Source organism: Phenylobacterium sp., from assembly GCF_030698145.1.
Classification (GTDB): Bacteria; Pseudomonadota; Alphaproteobacteria; order Caulobacterales; family Caulobacteraceae; genus Phenylobacterium.
The window spans coordinates 1-18,767 of the sequence record NZ_JAUYNW010000096.1; the positions used below are offsets into that span (position 1 = coordinate 1).

The 18,767-nt window shown below is 69.2% G+C and carries 22 protein-coding genes and 1 pseudogene; 10 read left to right on the top strand and 13 right to left on the bottom strand.

The features are described from left to right. A pseudogene (locus tag Q8Q77_RS15085) lies at nt 1–1,048 on the bottom strand (UbiD family decarboxylase); the annotation flags it as partial. 81 nt (nt 1,049–1,129) lie between these two features. Between Q8Q77_RS15085 and Q8Q77_RS15090 the strand changes: the two are divergent. Continuing rightward, a complete protein-coding gene (locus Q8Q77_RS15090; protein ID WP_305584448.1) occupies nt 1,130–1,354 on the top strand; it encodes a hypothetical protein in 225 nt (74 codons plus the stop codon). Between the two features lie 162 nt (nt 1,355–1,516). Here Q8Q77_RS15090 and Q8Q77_RS15095 read toward each other — a convergent pair whose 3' ends face one another. The 3 genes from Q8Q77_RS15095 to Q8Q77_RS15105 are packed head-to-tail and all read right to left on the bottom strand — an operon-like array spanning nt 1,517 to nt 2,790. Beyond that, entirely contained in the window at nt 1,517–1,858 is a 342-nt protein-coding gene (locus Q8Q77_RS15095; protein ID WP_305584449.1) for an MmcQ/YjbR family DNA-binding protein, read from the bottom strand. Beyond that, on the bottom strand, nt 1,848–2,204 hold the full coding sequence (locus Q8Q77_RS15100; RefSeq protein ID WP_305584450.1) for an MmcQ/YjbR family DNA-binding protein: 357 nt from the start codon (nt 2,202–2,204) through the stop codon (nt 1,848–1,850). The genes Q8Q77_RS15095 and Q8Q77_RS15100 overlap by 11 nt, the downstream gene beginning before the upstream one ends. Before the next feature lie 10 nt (nt 2,205–2,214). Then, nucleotides 2,215–2,790 carry a YdeI family protein gene (locus Q8Q77_RS15105; protein ID WP_305584451.1) on the bottom strand — a complete coding sequence of 192 codons (576 nt, stop codon included), beginning with the start codon at nt 2,788–2,790 and terminating at the stop codon, nt 2,215–2,217. Between the two features lie 117 nt (nt 2,791–2,907). Here Q8Q77_RS15105 and Q8Q77_RS15110 point away from each other — a divergent pair, with 117 nt between their 5' ends. Continuing rightward, complete coding sequence (locus Q8Q77_RS15110; protein ID WP_305584452.1) at nt 2,908–3,171, top strand: hypothetical protein; 264 nt, start codon at nt 2,908–2,910, stop codon at nt 3,169–3,171. Here Q8Q77_RS15110 and Q8Q77_RS15115 read toward each other — a convergent pair. Then, nucleotides 3,141–3,677, bottom strand: coding sequence for a YkgJ family cysteine cluster protein (locus tag Q8Q77_RS15115; RefSeq protein WP_305584453.1), 537 nt, complete (start codon nt 3,675–3,677; stop codon nt 3,141–3,143). The genes Q8Q77_RS15110 and Q8Q77_RS15115 overlap by 31 nt on opposite strands. 125 nt (nt 3,678–3,802) lie before the next feature. Between Q8Q77_RS15115 and Q8Q77_RS15120 the strand changes: the two genes are divergently transcribed. Next, nucleotides 3,803–4,735: an aminoglycoside phosphotransferase family protein gene (locus Q8Q77_RS15120; protein WP_305584454.1), complete on the top strand. Its 933-nt coding sequence runs from the start codon at nt 3,803–3,805 to the stop codon at nt 4,733–4,735. On the opposite strand, the gene Q8Q77_RS15125 is transcribed toward Q8Q77_RS15120, so the two are convergent. From Q8Q77_RS15125 to Q8Q77_RS15150, 6 genes are all read right to left on the bottom strand, one after another. After that, complete coding sequence (locus Q8Q77_RS15125) at nt 4,732–5,073, bottom strand: VOC family protein (protein WP_305584455.1); 342 nt, start codon at nt 5,071–5,073, stop codon at nt 4,732–4,734. The two genes, Q8Q77_RS15120 and Q8Q77_RS15125, sit on opposite strands and share 4 nt — an antisense overlap. A 45-nt stretch (nt 5,074–5,118) precedes the next feature. Further along, on the bottom strand, nt 5,119–5,781 hold the full coding sequence (locus Q8Q77_RS15130) for a methyltransferase (RefSeq protein ID WP_305584456.1): 663 nt from the start codon (nt 5,779–5,781) through the stop codon (nt 5,119–5,121). A 30-nt stretch (nt 5,782–5,811) separates the two neighbouring features. Continuing rightward, on the bottom strand, nt 5,812–6,744 hold the full coding sequence (locus Q8Q77_RS15135) for a fatty acid desaturase family protein (RefSeq protein WP_305584457.1): 933 nt from the start codon (nt 6,742–6,744) through the stop codon (nt 5,812–5,814). Then, the gene (locus Q8Q77_RS15140; protein ID WP_305584458.1) at nt 6,744–7,304 is read right to left on the bottom strand and encodes a TetR/AcrR family transcriptional regulator C-terminal domain-containing protein; all 561 of its coding nucleotides are present in this window, start codon (nt 7,302–7,304) and stop codon (nt 6,744–6,746) included. Before Q8Q77_RS15140 ends, Q8Q77_RS15135 begins: the two co-directional genes overlap by 1 nt. Before the next feature lie 100 nt (nt 7,305–7,404). After that, entirely contained in the window at nt 7,405–8,175 is a 771-nt protein-coding gene (locus Q8Q77_RS15145; RefSeq protein WP_305584459.1) for an SDR family NAD(P)-dependent oxidoreductase, read from the bottom strand. Continuing rightward, a complete protein-coding gene (locus tag Q8Q77_RS15150) occupies nt 8,172–8,903 on the bottom strand; it encodes an SDR family NAD(P)-dependent oxidoreductase (protein ID WP_305584460.1) in 732 nt (243 codons plus the stop codon). The genes Q8Q77_RS15145 and Q8Q77_RS15150 overlap by 4 nt, the downstream gene beginning before the upstream one ends. A gap of 168 nt (nt 8,904–9,071) precedes the next feature. Here Q8Q77_RS15150 and Q8Q77_RS15155 point away from each other — a divergent pair, with 168 nt between their 5' ends. Then, entirely contained in the window at nt 9,072–9,488 is a 417-nt protein-coding gene (locus Q8Q77_RS15155; RefSeq protein ID WP_305584461.1) for a MerR family DNA-binding transcriptional regulator, read from the top strand. A 47-nt stretch (nt 9,489–9,535) separates the two neighbouring features. Here Q8Q77_RS15155 and ubiA read toward each other — a convergent pair whose 3' ends face one another. Beyond that, nucleotides 9,536–10,465: a 4-hydroxybenzoate octaprenyltransferase gene (gene ubiA, locus Q8Q77_RS15160; RefSeq protein WP_305584462.1), complete on the bottom strand. Its 930-nt coding sequence runs from the start codon at nt 10,463–10,465 to the stop codon at nt 9,536–9,538. 69 nt (nt 10,466–10,534) lie between these two features. Here ubiA and Q8Q77_RS15165 point away from each other — a divergent pair, with 69 nt between their 5' ends. The 6 genes from Q8Q77_RS15165 (at nt 10,535) to Q8Q77_RS15190 (ending at nt 17,560) form a co-directional block, all read left to right on the top strand. Beyond that, the gene (locus tag Q8Q77_RS15165) at nt 10,535–10,855 is read left to right on the top strand and encodes a metalloregulator ArsR/SmtB family transcription factor (protein WP_305584463.1); all 321 of its coding nucleotides are present in this window, start codon (nt 10,535–10,537) and stop codon (nt 10,853–10,855) included. Nucleotides 10,856–10,968: 113 nt separating this feature from the next. Next, the gene (locus Q8Q77_RS15170; RefSeq protein WP_305584464.1) at nt 10,969–11,853 is read left to right on the top strand and encodes an acyl-CoA desaturase; all 885 of its coding nucleotides are present in this window, start codon (nt 10,969–10,971) and stop codon (nt 11,851–11,853) included. A 357-nt stretch (nt 11,854–12,210) separates the two neighbouring features. Beyond that, on the top strand, nt 12,211–13,011 hold the full coding sequence (locus tag Q8Q77_RS15175) for a bifunctional 2-polyprenyl-6-hydroxyphenol methylase/3-demethylubiquinol 3-O-methyltransferase UbiG (protein WP_305584465.1): 801 nt from the start codon (nt 12,211–12,213) through the stop codon (nt 13,009–13,011). A 102-nt stretch (nt 13,012–13,113) separates the two neighbouring features. Further along, nucleotides 13,114–14,904, top strand: a complete 1,791-nt coding sequence (locus Q8Q77_RS15180; protein ID WP_305584466.1) for an ABC transporter ATP-binding protein — start codon at nt 13,114–13,116, stop codon at nt 14,902–14,904. Next, entirely contained in the window at nt 14,904–16,691 is a 1,788-nt protein-coding gene (locus tag Q8Q77_RS15185; protein ID WP_305584467.1) for an ABC transporter ATP-binding protein, read from the top strand. The genes Q8Q77_RS15180 and Q8Q77_RS15185 overlap by 1 nt, the downstream gene beginning before the upstream one ends. A gap of 68 nt (nt 16,692–16,759) precedes the next feature. Continuing rightward, nucleotides 16,760–17,560, top strand: a complete 801-nt coding sequence (locus Q8Q77_RS15190) for a methyltransferase (protein ID WP_305584468.1) — start codon at nt 16,760–16,762, stop codon at nt 17,558–17,560. On the opposite strand, the gene Q8Q77_RS15195 is transcribed toward Q8Q77_RS15190, so the two are convergent. Continuing rightward, nucleotides 17,557–18,753, bottom strand: coding sequence for a winged helix-turn-helix domain-containing protein (locus Q8Q77_RS15195; protein WP_305584470.1), 1,197 nt, complete (start codon nt 18,751–18,753; stop codon nt 17,557–17,559). The two genes, Q8Q77_RS15190 and Q8Q77_RS15195, sit on opposite strands and share 4 nt — an antisense overlap. Nucleotides 18,754–18,767 lie beyond the last annotated feature (14 nt).

Genomic DNA, 18,767 nt, shown 5'->3' on the forward strand with positions numbered 1-18,767 from the left:
ACACCTCGTTCAGGGCCTCGCCCAGGTCGTTGGGCTCGTCCGGCGGCCGGACGGTGTAGTTTGTCAGTTAGAGCGTGTCCGTGCGCATGGTGATGGCTCTGACCTTGTTCACCGGGAACTGTTCCACCGAGTTGTAATAGCCGGTGTGGTCGCCGTAGGGGCCTTCGTCGGCGTACTCGTCCAGCATGACGTGGCCCTCGATGACGATCTCGGCCTGGGCCGGGACCATCAGCGGCACGGTCTTGGCGGCGACCAGGTCGACCTTGGCGCCGCGCATCAGGCCCGCGAACTGGTACTCCGACAGGGTTTCCGGAACCGGGGTCACGGCGGCCAGGATGGTCCCCGGATCGGCGCCGATCACCGCGCAGGCGGGCAGGGCGTCGGGCTTGCCCGCGGCCTTCCAGCGGCGGTGGTGCTGGGCGCCGCCGCGATGGGCCAACCAGCGCATGATGGTCTTGTCCTTGCCGATCACCTGCATGCGGTAGATGCCGAGGTTGTAGTCGTCCTCGCGCTCGTCAGACGGGCCCTTGGTGACCACCAGGGGCCAGGTGATCAGGGGCGCGGGCTCGCCCGGCCAGCAGGTCTGGATCGGCAGCTTGGTGAGGTCGATCTGGTCGCCGGTCCAGACCACCTCCTGCACCGGCGCCTTTTTCACCACGGCCGGTCGCATCGACATTACGGTCTTGGCGAGCGGCAGCATGTCCCAGGCGTCCTTCAGGCCCCGCGGCGGCTCGGGCGCGCGCAGGAAGGCCAGCAGTTCGCCCACCTCGCGCAGGTCGGCCGCCGTCGTCCGCTCGCGGCCGTCAAGGGTCACGCCCATGGCCACGCGCTTCACCGTCCCGAACAGGTTGATCAGGCAGGGCATGGACGAGCGCTCGCCGTCGGCGCGGATGACGTTCTCGAAGATCACCGCCGGGCCGCCCTTGGCCAGTAGGCGGCGGTGGATCTCGGTCATCTCGAGCACGGAAGAGACGGGTTCGCTCACGCGCACCAGCTCGCCAGCGGCTTCCAGCTTGGCGATGAACTCCCGCAAGGACCGATAGGCCATGTCGTCTCCTGAACTGCGGCCGGAAGCTAGGGCGCGGGCGGGCTGGTGTCACGCCTGGGCGTCCCGTAAAATCCGGAGACCATGAAGCGCATCGACCTCGACGACCTGCCGCCCAAGCTCGCCCAGCTCCTCGCGAGCGTCGAGGAGGGCGAGGAACTGCTGCTGGTCCAGAACGGCGGCGTGGCCGGCCGGCTCACCGGCGGCGCCCCGATCGCCGAGACCCCGGCCGATCCGGAAGAACCCACCCACGAGCGCGCGGCCGAGGTGTTCGAGAACTTCCGAGCAGCCATGGAAGACGATTTCTAGGGCCTAGATCCTCCCCCAGCGCGCTGCGCGATTAGGGGGAGGTGGATCGTCGCCTCTTCGCGACGAGACAGAGGGGGCTTCATCCACGGCAGATAGAGTCAAAGTCCCCCTCAGTTGGCTTCGCCGACAGCTCCCCCAGAGGGGGAGCATCTGGGGGAGCGTTCAAGCCTTCCCCGCGTCGAACGCATTCGCCGCCTGCTTCGGCGCGATCTGCCGCCAGCGTTTCTCTAGGAAGCTCGCGCACTCGACGGGGTCCAGAGGGCCCAGGTTCACCAGCATGCCCGGATAGTCCCTGTAGTGCGGGGTGATGTGGAAGACGTCCGGCCGGGCCTCCATCAGCATCTCGCGCTCGTCGAAGCCGACACCAGTGAACATGGCGACGTCGTCCGACAGCAGGCGGCAGAGGACCTTGCCGTTCACCTTGAAGACCACCGAGCCCATGTTGAACCCCTCGTCCGTTCCGGGCAGGGCGAGCGCGACGGATCGCAGGGCGTCAGGCGTCATGGCCCGCCTGGGCCGCGTCGAACGCCTTCACGGCCTTCTTCGGCGCTAGCCTGCGCCAGCGGCGGTCGAGGAAGTTGCGGAACGATCCCGGATGCAGGCTGTCGATGCGGGCGAGCACGCTCGGATAATCCTTGTAGTGCGGGGTGACGTGGAAGGTGGCGGGCTCGGCCTCCATCAGCATCTCGCGCTCGTCGTAGCTGACGTCCAGCAGGACCACGCTCTGGTCCTCGCGCCGCAGCCGGGTGAAGAACTTGCCATAGACCTTGAACGACGGCTGGCCGTAGGAGGAGCCCTCCTCCGCGCCGGGGAAGGACATGGCGATCTCACGCACGTTGTCTGGGGTCATGGCCGCTCGCCTACTTGGTCGGTGAGCCAAGCTTGCGCCCCTGCGCCGAGGCGTCAATCAGGATCGCCATGCGTTTGGTCCGGGTCGCCGGCGCCTTGGCGCTCACCACCCGGTGGATGGCCACCTTGCGATACCAGGGCGCGAAGGCTTCGAAATTGGTCCAGGCGGTCTTGTCCGCCTTGAACTGTTTCAGCTCCTCGGGGCTGAAGGCCTGCTCGCCCTTCTCGTAAGAATATTGGTTGGTGCGATGCTTGCCGATCTCGTAGGCGGCCTGGCCGGCGGGGCGGATGCGGCCCTCCGCCTTCAGCTCGGCGAAACGCTTGATGTTGACTTGGCTCCAGATCCCGCCCGGCTTTCGGGGCGTGAAGCGGATGCGGTAGTTCTCCGCGTCGATGGAATGGCGCACCCCGTCGATCCAGCCGAAGCTCAGCGCCTCGTCCACCGCTTCCGGCCAGGTGATCGAGGCCAGGCCGCTGCCCTTCTTGCGGAAGCCCACCGACAGCTCGGCCGCCGTATCGTGGCTCGCCTCAAGCCAGGCCCGGAACCCGGCCGCGACCTCGAAGAAGGTGGGCCCTGCGTCGCGCATGGCGGCTCCGAAAACAAATTGCTCAGCGCCTGCCACTATAGGGGCGTCTTTCGCCCCCGCACGTCGCAAGCTCGCTCCTGGCTTGCCTGGAACCGGCCGCCTCCGTATGAGACGGGCATGCGCAGGATGGACACATTGGCGGCGTCGGCCGGGCTGATCGCCTGCCTGGCCCTCGTCAGGCCCGACGAGCCGCCGAGCCCGGCGCTCGCCGCGGACGCCTGGCTGATCGAGCGGGAGCTGGAGATCGCGCTGACCGAGCTCAGCGGCTCCTTCGAGGCCTGCTACGCCGCGACCCTGCCCCGGTCCGGCGAGACGGACGGCCGGGCGCGCATGGTGCTCGCCGCCACCTGCTACGGCGACGCCGCGATACTATTGGCCTGAGCCTGCGGCAGGTCGCTGAGGATCATGGCGTAGGGGACCATCTGTCCGTCGCGCTCGGCATAGCCGCAGACCAGCTTGTGGTCGGGATTGACCAGGCCCAGGTCGACGTCCTCGTGGGGGAACACCACGACGCGCCGGTCCCCGATGCAGACCACCAGCTCGTAGCCTTCCAGGGCCCGCTGCGACATGGCCTTGATACGGCGGTAATAGGGTTCGCGCTTCCAGGCGCCTGGTTGGGCGGGATCGACGATGACGTTGAGCCGCTTGCCGTCCTTCTCGGTGTACATCAGGAACTTGGCGCGGTCCGGCCGCCAAGCGTCGTCCAGCTTCTCTGAGTCCAGCCATAGGCAGGTGAAGCCCTGGCAGGCCGGCGGGCGGTCGGCATAGATCCCGCAGCCGGTCCCGCGCTTGAAGTGACCGCACCAGGCTCCGGCTGCCTTGTCCAGGGTCTGGATCGCCAGCAACTTGCAGCACATCCCGCACTCGCCGCAGCTCTTGCCCGTCATGCCCCGTCACCTGGCCCCGTCACCTGGCCCCGTCACCCGTTCGTCCGGCCGCGGACGATAGCCGACACCCGTGACGGTTCGGCGACGGGGTCGACGCCGGCCTTGCGCCTGTGCAGTCTCGGCGCATGGCGGAGAGGGCGATCGAGGTTCCGGAGCCGGTGCGGCTGCGCGCCGAGGCGGCGGGCGAGGCGGGCGGCGCTTGGCTGGCGGGGTTGGGCGATCTGGTCGCCGGGCTCGAGCGCGACTGGGGCCTCGCAGTCGGCGCGACCCTGCACGGCGGGACCGGCAGCTACGTCGCCCAGGCGGTGACCCGCGAGGGCGAGGCGGCCGTCCTCAAGCTGGGCATGCCGGGTGAGGACGTCACCGCCGAGATCGCTACCCTCGCCCTGGCCGAGGGCCGTGGCTATGTCCGGCTGCTGCGCCACGACGCGGGCCGCGCGGCGCTGCTGCAAGAGCGCCTCGGACCGTCCCTGAGCCGCCTCAACCTATCGCTCGACGACCGGATCGCCGCCATCTGCCGCACGCTCAAGGCGGCCTGGGCGACGTCGCCGCAGGGCCTGGGCCTGATGACCGGCGCCGAGAAGGCCCGCTGGCTGGGCGCGTTCATCGCCGACACCTGGGAGGCCCTGGACCGGCCGTGTTCCGAGCGGGCGGTCGCTCAAGGCCTGGCCTATGCCGAGCGCCGGATCGCCGCCTTCGACCCAAACACCTGCGTCCTGGTGCATGGTGACGCCCACGACCACAACACCCTTCAGGTCCCGGGAACCGACGCCTTCAAGTTCGTCGATCCCGACGGCCTGGCGGCCGAGCCGGCCTGCGACCTGGCCGTCCCCATGCGCGAGTGGAGCACCGAACTGCTGGCCGGCGATCCGCTGGAGCTCGGCCTGGCCCGCTGCGCCCGGCTGAGCGCCCTGACCGGCGTCGAGGCCCGGGCGATCTGGGAGTGGGGCGTCATGGAGCGGCTCTCGACCGGTCTCCTCGCCACCAAGTTGACCTACCAGCCCGAGGGCCGCGAGATGCTGGCCGTCGCCGACGCCTGGGCGCTGGGCGCGCCCTAACCTTCCGACCAGACCGCCAGCTCGTTGCCGCCGGGATCGCGGAAGTGGAACCGTCGCCCGCCCGGGAAGCTGAAGACGGGCTTCAGGACTACGCCGCCGGCGGCGACCACCTTGGCCTCCATGGCTTCGAGGTCCTTGGCGAACAGCACCACCAGGGGCTTGGCGAGCGCGCTGGCGGTATCGCCGTCGAAACCGCCATCAAGACCCTCACTATACGCCGCGTAGTCCGGCCCATAGTCGGTGAAGCTCCAGCCGAAGGCCTTGATGTAGAAGGCTTTTGTGGCCACCAGATCCCCGCCGGGCATCTCCACATAGTCGATCTTGCCGTCTTCGCGCATACCGGCCTCAATATGGATGTTCTATATTTGTTCTGTATTATCGCCTCAGGCGGGGAGAGTCCAGACCGCGGTCTTCTTGACCTCGTGGTCCTCCAGTTCGCGGGTGGTCTCGACCTGGTACTCGGCCAGCTTCTCCAACCCGACCTTGGGGAAGTAGCTGCGGCCCGGATCGCCGATCAGCACCCGGACTCCGCGCACATGGGCGGCGGCCAGCCAGTCCATCACCTTGGCGGCCAGGGGCTTCTCGTAGCAGATGTCGCCGGCCAGGATGACGTCGGTCTCCGGCGCAGGGGCGTCCAGCAGGTCGAGGTCGGTGAAGGCGACGCTCACCGCGTTGGCCTTGGCGTTCAGGCTCATGGCCGCCTGGCAGAAGCTGTCGATGTCGGCGGCCAGCACCTCGTGGGCCCCGGCCTTCATGGCGGCGATCGCCACGATCCCCGAGCCCGAGGCGAAGTCGATCACCCGCTTGCCGGCCACCTCTTCCGGGTTGTCGAGGATGTAGCGCGCCAGGGCCTGGCCGCCGGCCCACGCAAAAGCCCAGAACGGCGGCGGCAGGCCGATCTCAGCCAGGGCCTCCTCGGTCATCTTCCAGATCGGGGTGATCTCGTCGGCCAGGTGCAGGGTCAGTTCCGGCGTGTGCGGCGGATGCTGCAACCGGGTGTTCTGCAGGATGAAGGCCTGGCGGCCCTCCAGGGAGGGGTCGATCATCCCGCCATCTAGCATGGCGGGCGCCTGGTGCTAGGCCGGCTTCGACGAGGCCAGGCTCAGAACCTTCAGATACCCGCCGGGCTCCACAAGCATCCGCTGCGTCACGCCCTTGCGCGCCAGGATCTTGTGGGCGCGGGGCAGGCTGTAACAGGGCAGGTGCATGAACATGTGATGTTCGCAGTGGTAGTTCACATAGTAGGGCGCGATCAGCAGGCGCTCGATGAGGCTGGCCTTGGTGGTCCGCGCCTGGCGCATGGGGTTGGGTTCGTTCTCGTCGATGCAGGCGTGCTCGGCGATGTTCCGCAGGCGGGTGACCAGCGGATACCAGGTCGCCTGGGGCAGGACCCACAGCACCGGCCACACCCACCACAGGCCGAACGGCGCGGCGGCGGCTGTCACGATTGCGCCACCGATCAGCCAGGGGCCATGGCGCGGGATCTCCTCAGCGATGATGGGCAACAGGGGCTCGCCGGCCTTGCGGGCCTTGAGCTTCTTCACGAAGCCGCCGAACCGGGCCTTGAAGAAGGTCTGGCCGGTGAGGTCGCGGACGATCTTGCGCCGCAGGGACAGCCGGGTGATCGGGAACGGCGCCGAGAGCGTCAGGTCGGGGTCTTCCGACTGCTGGGCGAAGCGGTGGTGGGTCAGGTGATAGGGCCGGTACTTATGCACTCCGCCCCCGGTGAGCCACTCGCTCAGCCAGTCATTGACCTTGAGGTTCTTGTGCAGCGCGCCGTGGGCGGCGTCGTGCATCAGGATGGCCAGGCCCAGTTGCCGGGCCCCGATGATCATCACCGCCAGCGGCAGGGTGAAGGGCCAGACCACGACCATGGCGCCGGCCGCCACGATGGTCGCCCAGGCGTGGGCGATCATGGCCAGGCCCTTCCACGACGAGCGGCGCGACATCGGCGCCCATTCCTCGGCGGTGAAGAAGTCCTTCGGGTCCAGGCGGGCGGCGGCGGCCATCAGGCGTGTGCTCCGGCAATGTGGGAGTGGCCCAGCAGGGCCAGCATCTCGTCGACGGCGGCCGATCCCGTGACATCGGTGGCGCCGTCGCGCAGGGCCACGCCAAGGGCCAGGGTCCAGAAGCGCCGCGCCGTGGTCGCCGGATCGTCCCGGCCCGACCAGCCGCGCTGCTGGCGCACCTCGGCATAGGCGCGGTCGCCCTGGCCGTGCAGGCGATCAAAGGTGCGTTCGATCAGCGGGGCGAGGTCCTGCCGCCGCCGGGTGAGCGACAGGGCGTCCACGAAGAGGGCGAGGCCCTGCGATCCGATCACGGTCTCGACCAGGCTGCGGTTGTAGTCCCGACCGGTGACGGCTGACGCGGCTGCGCTCTCGGCCTGGCGCGCCACATAGAGCACCTCGCGGCAGGCGGCCTCGACGAACAGGGCCTCCTTGGTGCGGAAATAGTAGGTGACCTGGCTGGGGAAAGCGCCCGCCGCCGCCGCGATCTCGGCCACCGAGACCCCGGCCAGGCCCTGGGCCTTGAACAACTCCACCGCCGCGTCGAGCAGCCGCGAACGCATGCGCTTGCCCGGCTCGCGCCTGCCACGTTGTTCCGCCAGGGATAGGACGTTCGGCATGGCTTATTTGTATGTCATACAAACTCCATCGTCAAGGGCGAGGTCAGGCGTTGCGGGCGGTCAGGCCCCCGTCCACCGGGATCACCGCGCCGGTGATGTAGGAGGTGGCCGGCAGGCAGAGGCTGACGGTGATGTGGGCCACCTCCTCGGGCTCGCCATAGCGGCCCATGGCCGTGCGGCGCTTGGCGAAGGTCTCCTTCGCCTCGTCGGGGATGGCGGCGGTCATGCCGGTGCGGATGGGGCCCGGGCAGATGCAGTTGACGGTGATCCCCTCGCGGCCCAGCTCCACGGCGAGCGCCCGGGTCAGGCCGACCACCCCGGCCTTGGCCGCCGCATAGGGGCTGTCGCGGGCCGTGGCCCCCAGGGCCTCGGTGGAGGCGATATTGACGATGCGCGGCGCCTTCGACCTGCGCAGGTGGGGCAGGGCCGCGCGTACCACCCGCTGGTGGGCGGTGAGCAGGATCGAGAGCGAGCGGGCCCAAACGGCCTCGTAGTCGTCGCTGTCGATGGGCGAGAAGCCCGAGACCCCCGCGTTGTTGACCACCACGTCGAGGCCGCCCAGGCGCTGGGCGATCTGCTCGACGACGGCGGCGATCTCGGCGGCGTCGGAGACGTCCAGCTTCCACGGATGGACGGTGAGGCCCTCCGCGGCCAAGGCCTCAGCGGCGGATTGAGCTGAGGCGGCCGTGTAGTCGGTGAGCGCCACCTCCGCGCCCTCCTGGGCGAAGATCCGGGCGGTGGCCAGGCCCATGCCGCCGGCCGCGCCGGTGACCAGGACCCGGGAACCCTTCAGCGATCGTCCTGGCGCGCTCACAGGCTGAGCCCTCCGTCGACGATCAGGGTCTGGCCGACCACGTAGCTGGCGAGCGGCGAGGCCAGGAACAGCGCCGCGCCCGCCATGTCCGACGGCTCGCCCATCCGGCCCACGGGAATGCGGGCCAGCGCCCCGCTCAGCCGGTCGGGATGCTCGGTGGTGACCTTTGTCAGCTTGGTGTCGACCAGGCCAGGCGCCAGGCCGTTCACCCGGATGCCGTCGCCGGCCCAGGCCTGACCGAGCGTCTTGGTCAGGCTGACGGCGCCGGCCTTGGAGGCGGCGTAGGCAGGGTTGCCGCGATTGGCCTGGTAGCCGGAGACGGAGCTGACGATGATGATCGAGCCGCGCGCTTTGGCGAGCGCGTCATGGAACTTCACGGCGCAGGCCATCAGGCTGTCGAGATTGACCGCCATGACCTTGTCCCAGCCCTCCGGCCCGAACTCGCCGCGCTTGTAGACCACCGTGCCCTGGCAGAGGATCAGGATGTCCAGCGGGTCGATAGGGGCGGCCGCCTCGATCTCCGCGCGGTTCCCCACATCGACCTTCGCGTAGGCCAGGCCGCTCAGGTCCGAGCCGTCCGCCGGATCATAGTCCGCCGCCGCGGCCCGCGTGCCCCAGACGTGGACCTTGGCCCCACGCTCGCGGAAGCCGTGGGCGACGCCGTTGCCGATGCCGCTGGACCCGCCGACGACCAGCGCCGTCTTGCCGCCAAAATCGAGGTCGCTCATGCGCTTGGCCTCCCGTTTGCGCGATCCTTCCCCGCGAGGAAAACCCCGACAAGCGTGACCCCACGGCAGGCTTGGTTGTTGACGTACGTGATTGACGTTCACGTAAAGGGAAGGGCAAACTCCAACCTCGACGGGCGGTACAGCCCGCGTGATCCATGGGAGGACAGAATGACCGCCAAGCTTCGCCGCCCGGCGATGACCTTCACCATCACCCAGCTCTGCCGCGAGTTCGGCGCCACCGCGCGCGCCCTGCGGTACTATGAGGACCAGGGCCTGCTGGCCCCCGCCCGCCAGGGCATGGCGCGGGTTTACTCGTACCGCGACCGGGCCCGCCTTCAGATCATCCTCAACGGTAAGCGCGTCGGCCTGTCCCTGGCCGAGATCCGCGACATCCTGGACCTCTACGGCCAAGGCGATGGTCAGATCGCGCAGAACGCGCTCGCCCTGCGCAAATTCCGCGAGCGGATCGCCGCCTTCGAACGCCAGCGCCAGGAGATCGACGACGCCATCGATGAGCTCCGCCGTGCCAGCGCCCGCATGGAGCAGCGCCTGGCCGAGCAGCAGGGATCCCGGCACGTCGCCTAGCGCCGCCTGGATCCTCTCCCAGAAGGGGAGCATCTGGTGAGGATTGCCTAGAGCGCCATCGGGCCCCGCCACATCCCGGCGACCAGGGCCAGGAACAGCAGCAGCCCCGCCAGGCTGTTGGACTTGAAGAGCGCCAGGGCCAGCCCGGGATCGGCCACGTCCAGCCGGGCGGCCTGGCGCGACAAGTGCATGCCGTAGAGCGCCAGCGGCGGCAGGGCGAGAGGGCCGAGGCCCGCCGTCCAGGCCGCGGCGAGCGCCAGCGCGAAACTCGCCACATAGAAGCCGAGCACCGCCTTGGGCGCCGCCGCGCCCAGGCGCAGGGCCGAGGACTTCACGCCGGCCAGCGCGTCGTCCTCCAGGTCCTGGACGGCGTAGATCGTGTCATAGCCCAGGGTCCAGAATATCCCCGAGGCGTAGAGCAGGCCGGCCGGCCATCCGAGCGTCCCGGTCGCTGCGGCGTAGCCCAGCAGGGCGCCCCAGTTGAAGGTCAGGCCGAGCCAGGCCTGCGGCCACCAGGTGATCCGCTTCATGAACGGATAGGCCGCCACCAGGGTCAGGGAACCGACCCCGAGCGCCACGGCCAGGGGGGGCAGGGTCAGCAGGATCGCCAAGGACACCAGGCTGCAGGCCGCCACGAAGCCCCAGGCCTGCCTGACGCTGATCTGGCCTGAGGGGATCGGCCGGCCGGCGGTGCGCGCCACCTTAGCGTCGATGTCGCGGTCGACGATGTCGTTATAGGCGCAGCCCGCCGAGCGCATCAGGGCGGCGCCCAACAGCACCTTCAGCATGAGCCAGAGGTCGGGCGGCAGGCCGGCCGTGGCGCCGGCCAGGGCGACCCCCTGCCAGCCGGGCAGCATCAGCAGCCAGATCCCGGTGGGACGGTCGAAGCGCCCAAGCTTCAGCCAGGGCTGCAGGCCCCGCGGCGCATGGCGGTCGACCCAGTTGCTGGGCGCGGCGTCGGGGAGGGGGATCGTCATGCCGACAGGGTTGACATCTCCAACAATTCTTAGTCAATTAGCTAATAAGTTAATTAGGACAATGATATTTTGGAAAAGGTCTTCGAAGCCCTGGCCTCGACGCCCCGACGCAAGATTCTGGCCTACCTCGCCGAGGTCGACCTGACGGCTGGCGAGATCGCGGCCCGCTTCGACATGAGCAAGCCCGCCATCTCGAAACACCTGCAGGTGCTCGAGAACGCGGGCCTGGTGAACGCAGAGAAGCGGGGCCAGTTCGTCCACTATTCGTTGGTGCGCGATAACCTCGTCACGACGTTGAACGGCTTCGTCCAGAACCTCTGCCCCGTCTCCGCGCCGCTCAAGAAGGAGAGCGCCCGTCTGCGTCGCGGCCGCTCATCCGAGGCGGAATAGAACCGTCGATGCTACTCGTGCCCGGATCGGAGCGGATGGCCGCGGACGCCAGCTCGGACCCGGTGAACGGCCGAATTCTGTGGGCGCCGCGAAAGTCACTCTGGATCGGAGGCATGACACTGGCGGCCCTTGTCTTGGGCCCGATGTTCGCTTCGTGGGACACACTGGCGCTGTTCCTGGCGACGTCAGCGATTACGCTTTGCGCCGGCCATTCCGTGGGCATGCACCGCAAACTGATCCACGGGAGCTTCGCCTGCCCGCTCTGGCTCGAACATCTGTGCGTCTATCTCGGGGTGCTGGTGGGCATGGCCGGCCCGATAGGCATGATCCGGCAGCATGACCTTCGCGACTGGGCGCAGCGCCAGCCCATGTGCCACGACTATCTGGCCCATCGGACCGACTTCTGGCGCGACGGCTGGCGTCAGCTTCACTGCGACCTCGCCCTCGACCGCGCTCCGAGCTTTCGTCTTGAACCGCGCCTGGCTCAGGATCGCTTCTACGCATGGCTGGAGCGGACCTGGATGTGGCAGCAACTGCCCTGGGCGGTCGCGCTTCTCTCTATCGGCGGGCCGGGCTGGGTGGTTTGGGGCGTTTGCGTCCGCGTGTCCGTCAGCGTGACCGGCCACTGGTTGGTGGGACACTTCGCGCACCGCCACGGTCCCCAAACCTGGATCGTGGAGGGCGCCAGCGTCCAGGGCCATGACGTGGTCATCGCCGGTCTGATCAGCATGGGCGAGAGCTGGCACAACAATCACCACGCCTTCCCAGGCTCGGCGAGGCTGGGCCTCTATCCCGGTCAGGTCGACTTGGGATGGGCGCTGATCATGCTGTTCGAACGGCTGGGGCTCGCCTGGGCCGTCGTGACGCCCGACCACCTGCCCCACCGCCCGGCGCTGCGTCAGCTCCGTCACCATGGCGTGGGCTGTCCGGTTATGGGCCGCTTACGGCCTGGCGGACCCTCCAGGGGTCGGTTTATGCGCGGGGCGCCTCGTCTGTGACCTCTGGGCCACGCTAGCGGCTCGACCGTACCGCGCCCCTGAAAGAACGCGGGTCGGTCGGATTGACAGCGGGATTCGAGGCGCGCAGGGTCTGGCTCGTCGTCCAGCCCCGCAGCGCCTGAAACAGGGAGGTGATCAGCGTGACAGCATTCAATCATCGCCCGCAGACGCCGTTCGTCGCTGTGTCCGCCCTTAAGCGGAACCGCGATTAACTCGCGACCGGGCCCCCAGACGGGGCCGCTCTGCACCGCACCGCCAGCCCTAAACGCCTAGTTTCGCGCGTCCGCTGGCGCTCCTCGATTCCACGGATTCCCCCGCCAAGATCCCGCGCGGAGTCCGTCTGTTTCAAGAGACGACATGCCTATCACGCAACCCATCTCGGCCCGGCCCAACGCCCCGATCCCCAATCGCTACGGGGCGATGTGCACGGAGGTCTACGACCTGGACAAGCCCCCCGGCTCCCTGCCCGACGTGCCCTTCTATCTCGACCGCCTGGCCGGGACGGAGGGACCGATCCTGGAGGCCGCGGTGGGAACCGGACGCCTGCTGATCCCGCTGCTCGAGGCGGGGCTGGAGGTGAAGGGCTTCGACCAGTCAGCCGACATGCTGGAAAGCTGCCGGCGGCACTGCGCCGCGCGCGGCCTCTCGCCGGACCTTCGCCAGGCCCGGTTCCAGGACTTCGCCTACGACCACGCCTTCTCCGCGATCCTCGTGCCGGTCGGGACCTTCACCCTGATCGACGACTTCGCCGAGGGCCTGGCCGTACTGCGGCGGTTCCACGACCACCTGGCGCCCGGGGGACGGCTGCTCATCGACCTGATGCCGATGGGCTACCTCACCAACGAGAAGCCCGACATCCGCACCTGGACCGCCGCCAACGGCGACATGCTGCGGATCGAGGGCCGGGCCGTGGAGATCGACCTGGTCCGTCAGCGGCGCGTCACCCACGACCGCTACGAACGCTGGCGGAACGGGCGGCTGGTGGAGTCGGAGTTGGAGGTCATGGCCTTCCGCATCTGGGGCCTCGAGGAGTTCAAGCTGGCGCTCGCGACCGCGGGCTTCGGCGAGATCACCGTCGGGGCCGACCACCAGCCGGGACGCCATCCAGGCCGGTCGAGCCGAATACTCAACTTCGAGGCCCGCCGACCCGCTGCGTAGCGGGGCGCGGCAAGCGGCGCCGGGATCCGTGCTCCCCCACGGATCCCGGCGTCCAGCTTCGGACCCACCCCGGCCTGGCCGGGACAATTTTGGAAGTGCGTCATGACCGATTTTCTCGACGACGATGAGGACGCCAACCGTCCTCGAGTCCTGACCAACACCCAGGTGTTGGGCTTCATCGTCCGCCACTGGCTGGCCGAACCGGGCAAGTTCGCCCTGATCGTGGGGTTCATGCTGGCGGCCACCGCCGCCGACCTGGCGATCCCCTGGGCCACGCGGGCCCTGATCAACGCCGTCTCCGCGCCGGAGAAGGTGACTGGGGCCGCCTGGACCGCCTGGGCCTCCCTGTCGGGCCTCTACCTGCTGTTCTACCTTATGCGCTCGTCACTGTTCCGAGCGGCCAACGGCTTCTACGCGCGGATCATGGCCCGTATCGTCAATGACGGCTTCAAGCGCGTGCAGGCCTTCTCGGCCGACTGGCACGCCTCCAACTTCGCCGGCGCCACCGTGCGCCGGGTCAGCCGCGCCATGTGGGGCTATGACAGCGCCTCCGACGCCCTCCTGATGATGCTGGCGCCGACCCTGATCGTGCTGGGCGGGCTGGCGATCTCGCTTGGCCTGCAATGGCCTTGGGCGGGTGCGTTCGTGGCGGTGATGGTGCTGGCCTTCGGGGCCTACAACATCCTGATGTCGGTGCACTACATCCGGCCGGTGAACCTGGTCTCCACGGCCCTGGACTCCAAGATCGGCGCGACCCTGGCCGATGCGGTGGGCGCCAATCCGGTGGTCAAGAGCTTCGGGGCCGAGGACCGGGAGGAGGCCCGCTTCGGCCGCACGGTCGAGGCCTGGCGCGCGGCGGTGAACAAGACCTGGGACCGGTTCAACAATGTGGGCCTGGGCCAGAACCTGTTCATGATCGTCCTGCAGGCGGGCCTGACGGCCTTCCTGGTCGACGCCTGGGCCAAGGGGAACGCGACCCCCGGAGACGTGGCCTTCGCCATCACCTCGTTCATCGTCATGGCCGGCTACATGCGCAATTTCAGCGAGATCACCCGCATGTTGCAGAAGGGCCTCGACGACACCCTGGACGTGGCGACCTACATGGTCACCGAGCCGCAGCTGGCCGACACGCCCGACGCCCAGACGTTCCGCGGCGAGCTGGGGGAGATGGTCTTCGACCGTGTCACCTTCGGCTACGCCAACCAGCCGCGACCGCTTTATGACGGCTTCACCCTGGTGGTGGCGCCCGGCGAGCGCGTAGCCCTGGTCGGACCGACGGGGGCCGGCAAATCGACCTTCGTCAAGCTGATCCAGCGGCTCTATGACGTACAGGGCGGTCGGATCCTGATCGACGGGCAGGACATCTCCAAGGTCAGCCAGGGCTCCCTGCGGCGCGCCATCGCCGTGGTGCCCCAGGACCCGGCCCTGTTCCACCGCTCGATCGCCGAGAACATCAGCTACGCCCGGCCCGGCGCCACTCAGGACGAGGTGATCCTGGCCGCCAAGCGGGCCCGCGCCCACGAGTTCATCGCCCGCCTGCCCAACGGCTACGAGACGCCGGTGGGCGAGCGGGGGGTGAAGCTGTCGGGCGGCGAACGCCAGCGGGTGGCCATCGCCCGGGCCTTCCTGGCCGACGCCCCGATCCTGGTCCTGGACGAGGCCACGTCCTCGCTGGACGTGGAGACCGAGCGCCAGGTCCAGGCGGCCATGGAGGAGCTGATGATCGGCCGGACCACCGTGGTCATCGCCCACCGGCTGTCGACCATCCGAGGGGCGGACCGCATCCTGGTCTTCGACCAGGGCCGCATCGTCGAGGAAGGCCGCCACGCCGAGCTGATCGGCAAGGGCGGGGCCTATGCGCGGCTGCACGCCGTGACCGAGGGGACAGTCTAGTGACCGAGCATTACGAGGACACCGACGACCAGCCGCAGCGAGTGCTCTCCAACGGCCAGGTGCTGGGCTTCATCGCCCGGTTCTGGCTGCGGCGGCCGGTGCTGCTCACGGCCTGCGTGGTGCTGACCCTGGCCTCCGTGGGGTTCGACCTGGCCCTGCCCTGGGCGGCGGGGGAGCTGGTCGACGCCGTCGCCGCGGGACCAGGCGCGGCCGACCTCGCCTGGAACGCCTGGGCGATCTTCGTCGGCGTCTACCTGGCCTTCGCCATCATCCGCAACATCAGCTTCCGGTTCTGGAACCCGCTGGCGGCGGCCAACATGAAGGAGATGACCGACGAGGGCTTCAAGCGGGTCCAGTCGTTCTCGGCCGACTGGCACGCCGACACCTTCGCGGGCTCCACCGTGCGCCGTCTCAGCCGCGCCATGTGGGGCTATGACATGGTCTCGGACTCAGTGGTGCTGTGGCTGGGTCCGGCCATGCTGGTGCTGTTTGGCCTGTCGGGCGTGATGATCGCCCGCTGGCCAAGCGTCGGCCTGTTCTCCCTGGCGGTGGTGGTGATCTATGTCGCCTCAAACCTGATCCTCACGGCCAAGTATGTGCGGCCGGCCAACCTGAAGTCGGTGGCCCTCGACAGCCGCATCGGCGGGGCGCTCGCCGACTCCATCTCGTCCAATCCGACCGTGAAGTCCTTCGGGGCCGAGCATCGGGAGGAGGCGCGGATCGGCGGGATCACCGCCCTGTGGCGCAGCCTGACCCTGACCACCTGGACGCGGTTCATCAATGTCTGGCTATGGCACAACCTGCTGCTGGTGGTGCTGCAGGCGGGGCTGACGGGGTTGCTGCTGCGGCTCTGGGCCCAGGGGAACGCCACGGCCGGCGACGTGGCCTTCGCGATCACCTCGTTCATGCTGATGAGCGGCTACCTGCGCAACATCGGCGAGAACATCCGCATGATGCAGAAGGGCCTGGACGACGTGGAGGACGTGGCCCGCTACGCCCGCACCGATCCGGAGGTGATGGACGCCCCGAACGCCCCGGCCTTCGCGGGCCAGCTGGGCGAGATCGTCTTCGACAGGATCACCTTCCGCTACAAGTCGGCGGAGGACCCGCTCTATCGCGACTTCACCCTGCGCATCGCGCCGGGCGAGCGGGTGGCGCTGGTGGGGCCGACGGGGGCGGGCAAGTCGACCTTCGTCAAGCTGATCCAGCGGCTCTACGACCTGCAGGAGGGCGCGATCCGCATCGACGGCCAGGACATCGCCGCGGTGAACCAGGGCGCCCTGCGCCGGGCCATCGCCGTGGTGCCCCAGGACCCGGCCCTGTTCCACAGGACCATCGCCGAGAACATCAGCTACGCCCGGCCCGAGGCGAGCCAGGAGGAGATCGCGCTCGCCGCCCGCCGCGCCCGCGCCCACGACTTCGTAGCCAGGCTGCCCGCCGGCTACCACACCCTGGTGGGGGAGCGGGGCGTGAAGCTGTCGGGCGGGGAGCGCCAGCGGGTGGCCATCGCCCGCGCCTTCCTGGCCGACGCGCCGATCCTGGTGCTGGACGAGGCCACGTCCTCGCTGGACGTGGAGACCGAGCGTCAGGTGCAGGCGGCCATGGAGGAGCTGATGGTGGGCCGCACCACCATCGTCATCGCCCACCGGCTGTCGACGATCCGCGGCGCCGACCGCATCCTGGTGTTCGACGAGGGGCGCATCGTCGAGGAGGGCCGCCACGCCGACCTGGTCCGCAAGGGCGGCGCCTATGCCCGGCTGCACGCGGTGACCGAGGGGACGGCCTGACGGCTGTCCCTGACGCCAGCAGTTTGGCGGTGCTAGATGTCGGCCATGATTCCGGTGCGGGGCGCGTCATGACCTATGCGGAGCGGGTGGTTCAGTGGCTGCGTGAGCGGCTGGACCGCGAACCGCCGCTCAGCCAGCCGGCCGAGCTCAACATGGCCCTGCGGGTGCTGGCCCTCTGGCGCGCCTCGGCCATCGTCGACGCCTATGTCCGCCACCACGGCCAGGTGATCCTGCAAGGTCCGTTCGCCGGCATGGCCTACCTGCGCACCGCCACCGAGGGCGCCCTGGCGCCGCGCCTGCTGGGCACCTACGAGTCGGAGCTGCATCCCCATATCGAGGCCTTCGCGCGACAGGGCTTCGAAACCGTGATCGATGTGGGCTGCGCCGAGGGCTACTACGCCGTCGGCCTCGCCCGGCTGATGCCGGACGCCATGGTATATGCCTATGACATCGAGGCGCAGGCCCGGGCCGCCTGCGTGGCGCTGGCGGAAGCCAACGGCGTCGCCGACCGGGTGATGGTCGGCGAGACCTTCATCCCCGCGGGCTTCGAGGCCTTCGAAGGCCAGAAGTGCCTGGTGCTGATGGACGTGGAGGGGGCCGAGGACGATCTGCTGCGCCCCGACCTGTCGCCGGCCCTGGCGGCCATGACCCTGATCGTCGAGACCCACGACGTCTACCGGCCGGGGAACCTGGCGCGGTTGGTCGAGCGCTTCACTCCCACCCACGACATCGTCCGCCTGGACACCCAGCCCAAGACCCTGCCCCTGCCGCCTTGGCTGGCGCAGTCGGGCCACCTCGACCAGCTCCTGGCCGTCTGGGAATGGCGGATCAAGCCGACCCCCTGGCTGGTGATGACACCGAAGGCCTAGCCCACGGCCGCCGCCAGCCGCGCGGCCAGATCACCCTTCGGCGCGACCTGCACCTGGTCCAGGCCCAGCCAGCCGGCCATCAGCTTCAGCTCCGCCGCCAGCAGGCTCGGGGTCTCGGCGTTCGCCCCGGGTTCGGCATGGGCCGACTGCACCACCAGCACGCCCTTCTTGCGCTCGGCCTTGAGGTCGACGCGGGCGGTCAGGGCCTCGCCCTGCAGGAAGGGCAGGACGTAGTAGCCGTGCACCCGCTTGTGGGCCGGGGTGTAGATCTCCAGCCGGATGCGCGCGTCGAACAGCCGCTCGGTGCGCTCGCGGAACCAGATCAGGTTATCGAAGGGCGAGAGCAGGGCGTTGGCTGCGACCTTGCGGGGGCGCCGGGCGGCGGGATCGAGATAGGCGTCGTTCGCCCAGCCCTGCACCGTCACCGGCGCCAGGTCGCCCATCTCCACCAGCTCGCCGATGCGCGCCTTGGTCTCGGCCACGCCCATGCGGAAATAGTCGCGCAGGTCGCGCTCGGTGGCCACGCCCTGGGCGCGGGCGGCGATGCGGATCAGCTCGCGCTGGGCGTCCTCGCGGTCCGGGGTCGGGGTCTCGCGGACCGCCTTGGGCAGCACCTTGTCGGCGATCCCGTAGACCCGTTCGAAGGTGCCGCGCCGGGTGGCCGCGGTCAGGTCGCCGATCCAGAACAGGCACTCCAGCGCCCGCTTGCCCTCGCTCCAGCCCCACCAGCCCTTGGCCCCCTTGGCGCCAAGCTCCAGCTCGGAGGCCGGCATCGGCCCGCGGGTCTCGATCTCGTCAAGCACTCGGTCGATGAAGTCGGGGTGGGTGCGCAGGAACCGCGCAATCCCCGTCCAGGTCCCGACGCCTTCGCGCGCGTCGTCCATCCGCCAGCGGAACAGCGGATGGGTCGCCGCCGGCAGCAGCGAGGCCTCATGGGCCCAGTACTCGATCAGGGCGGGCTTCTTGCCCCAGGCGACCTCGTCCAACAGAGGCCGGGGATAGGCGCCCAGCCGCGAGAACAGTGGCAGGTAGTGGGTGCGCGACACCACATTGACCGAGTCGATCTGGAGCACGCCCAGCCGATCGATGGTCTTCAACACATGGCGCTTGCCGGGCGCCTCGGGCCGCCGGTCGGCGAAGCCCTGCGCCGCCAGCGCGATGCGGCGGGCCTCACGGGCCGATATCTGTTCCACCCCAGAGAGCTCCG

Coding starts and splice junctions, on each gene's coding strand:
- Q8Q77_RS15140 (WP_305584458.1), bottom strand. CDS start 7,304: ATGCGTTCGCGGCTGCTCGACGCGGCGGTGGAGTTGTTCAAGGCCCAG.
- Q8Q77_RS15155 (WP_305584461.1), top strand. CDS start 9,072: ATGACCGCCAAGCTTCGCCGCCCGGCGATGACCTTCACCATCACCCAG.
- Q8Q77_RS15125 (WP_305584455.1), bottom strand. CDS start 5,073: ATGCGCGAAGACGGCAAGATCGACTATGTGGAGATGCCCGGCGGGGAT.
- Q8Q77_RS15180 (WP_305584466.1), top strand. CDS start 13,114: ATGACCGATTTTCTCGACGACGATGAGGACGCCAACCGTCCTCGAGTC.
- Q8Q77_RS15090 (WP_305584448.1), top strand. CDS start 1,130: ATGAAGCGCATCGACCTCGACGACCTGCCGCCCAAGCTCGCCCAGCTC.
- Q8Q77_RS15175 (WP_305584465.1), top strand. CDS start 12,211: ATGCCTATCACGCAACCCATCTCGGCCCGGCCCAACGCCCCGATCCCC.
- Q8Q77_RS15190 (WP_305584468.1), top strand. CDS start 16,760: ATGACCTATGCGGAGCGGGTGGTTCAGTGGCTGCGTGAGCGGCTGGAC.
- Q8Q77_RS15130 (WP_305584456.1), bottom strand. CDS start 5,781: ATGATCGACCCCTCCCTGGAGGGCCGCCAGGCCTTCATCCTGCAGAAC.
- Q8Q77_RS15150 (WP_305584460.1), bottom strand. CDS start 8,903: ATGAGCGACCTCGATTTTGGCGGCAAGACGGCGCTGGTCGTCGGCGGG.
- Q8Q77_RS15110 (WP_305584452.1), top strand. CDS start 2,908: ATGCGCAGGATGGACACATTGGCGGCGTCGGCCGGGCTGATCGCCTGC.
- Q8Q77_RS15135 (WP_305584457.1), bottom strand. CDS start 6,744: ATGGCCGCCGCCGCCCGCCTGGACCCGAAGGACTTCTTCACCGCCGAG.
- Q8Q77_RS15120 (WP_305584454.1), top strand. CDS start 3,803: ATGGCGGAGAGGGCGATCGAGGTTCCGGAGCCGGTGCGGCTGCGCGCC.
- Q8Q77_RS15100 (WP_305584450.1), bottom strand. CDS start 2,204: ATGACCCCAGACAACGTGCGTGAGATCGCCATGTCCTTCCCCGGCGCG.
- Q8Q77_RS15105 (WP_305584451.1), bottom strand. CDS start 2,790: ATGCGCGACGCAGGGCCCACCTTCTTCGAGGTCGCGGCCGGGTTCCGG.
- Q8Q77_RS15115 (WP_305584453.1), bottom strand. CDS start 3,677: ATGACGGGCAAGAGCTGCGGCGAGTGCGGGATGTGCTGCAAGTTGCTG.
- Q8Q77_RS15095 (WP_305584449.1), bottom strand. CDS start 1,858: ATGACGCCTGACGCCCTGCGATCCGTCGCGCTCGCCCTGCCCGGAACG.
- Q8Q77_RS15170 (WP_305584464.1), top strand. CDS start 10,969: ATGACACTGGCGGCCCTTGTCTTGGGCCCGATGTTCGCTTCGTGGGAC.
- ubiA (WP_305584462.1), bottom strand. CDS start 10,465: ATGACGATCCCCCTCCCCGACGCCGCGCCCAGCAACTGGGTCGACCGC.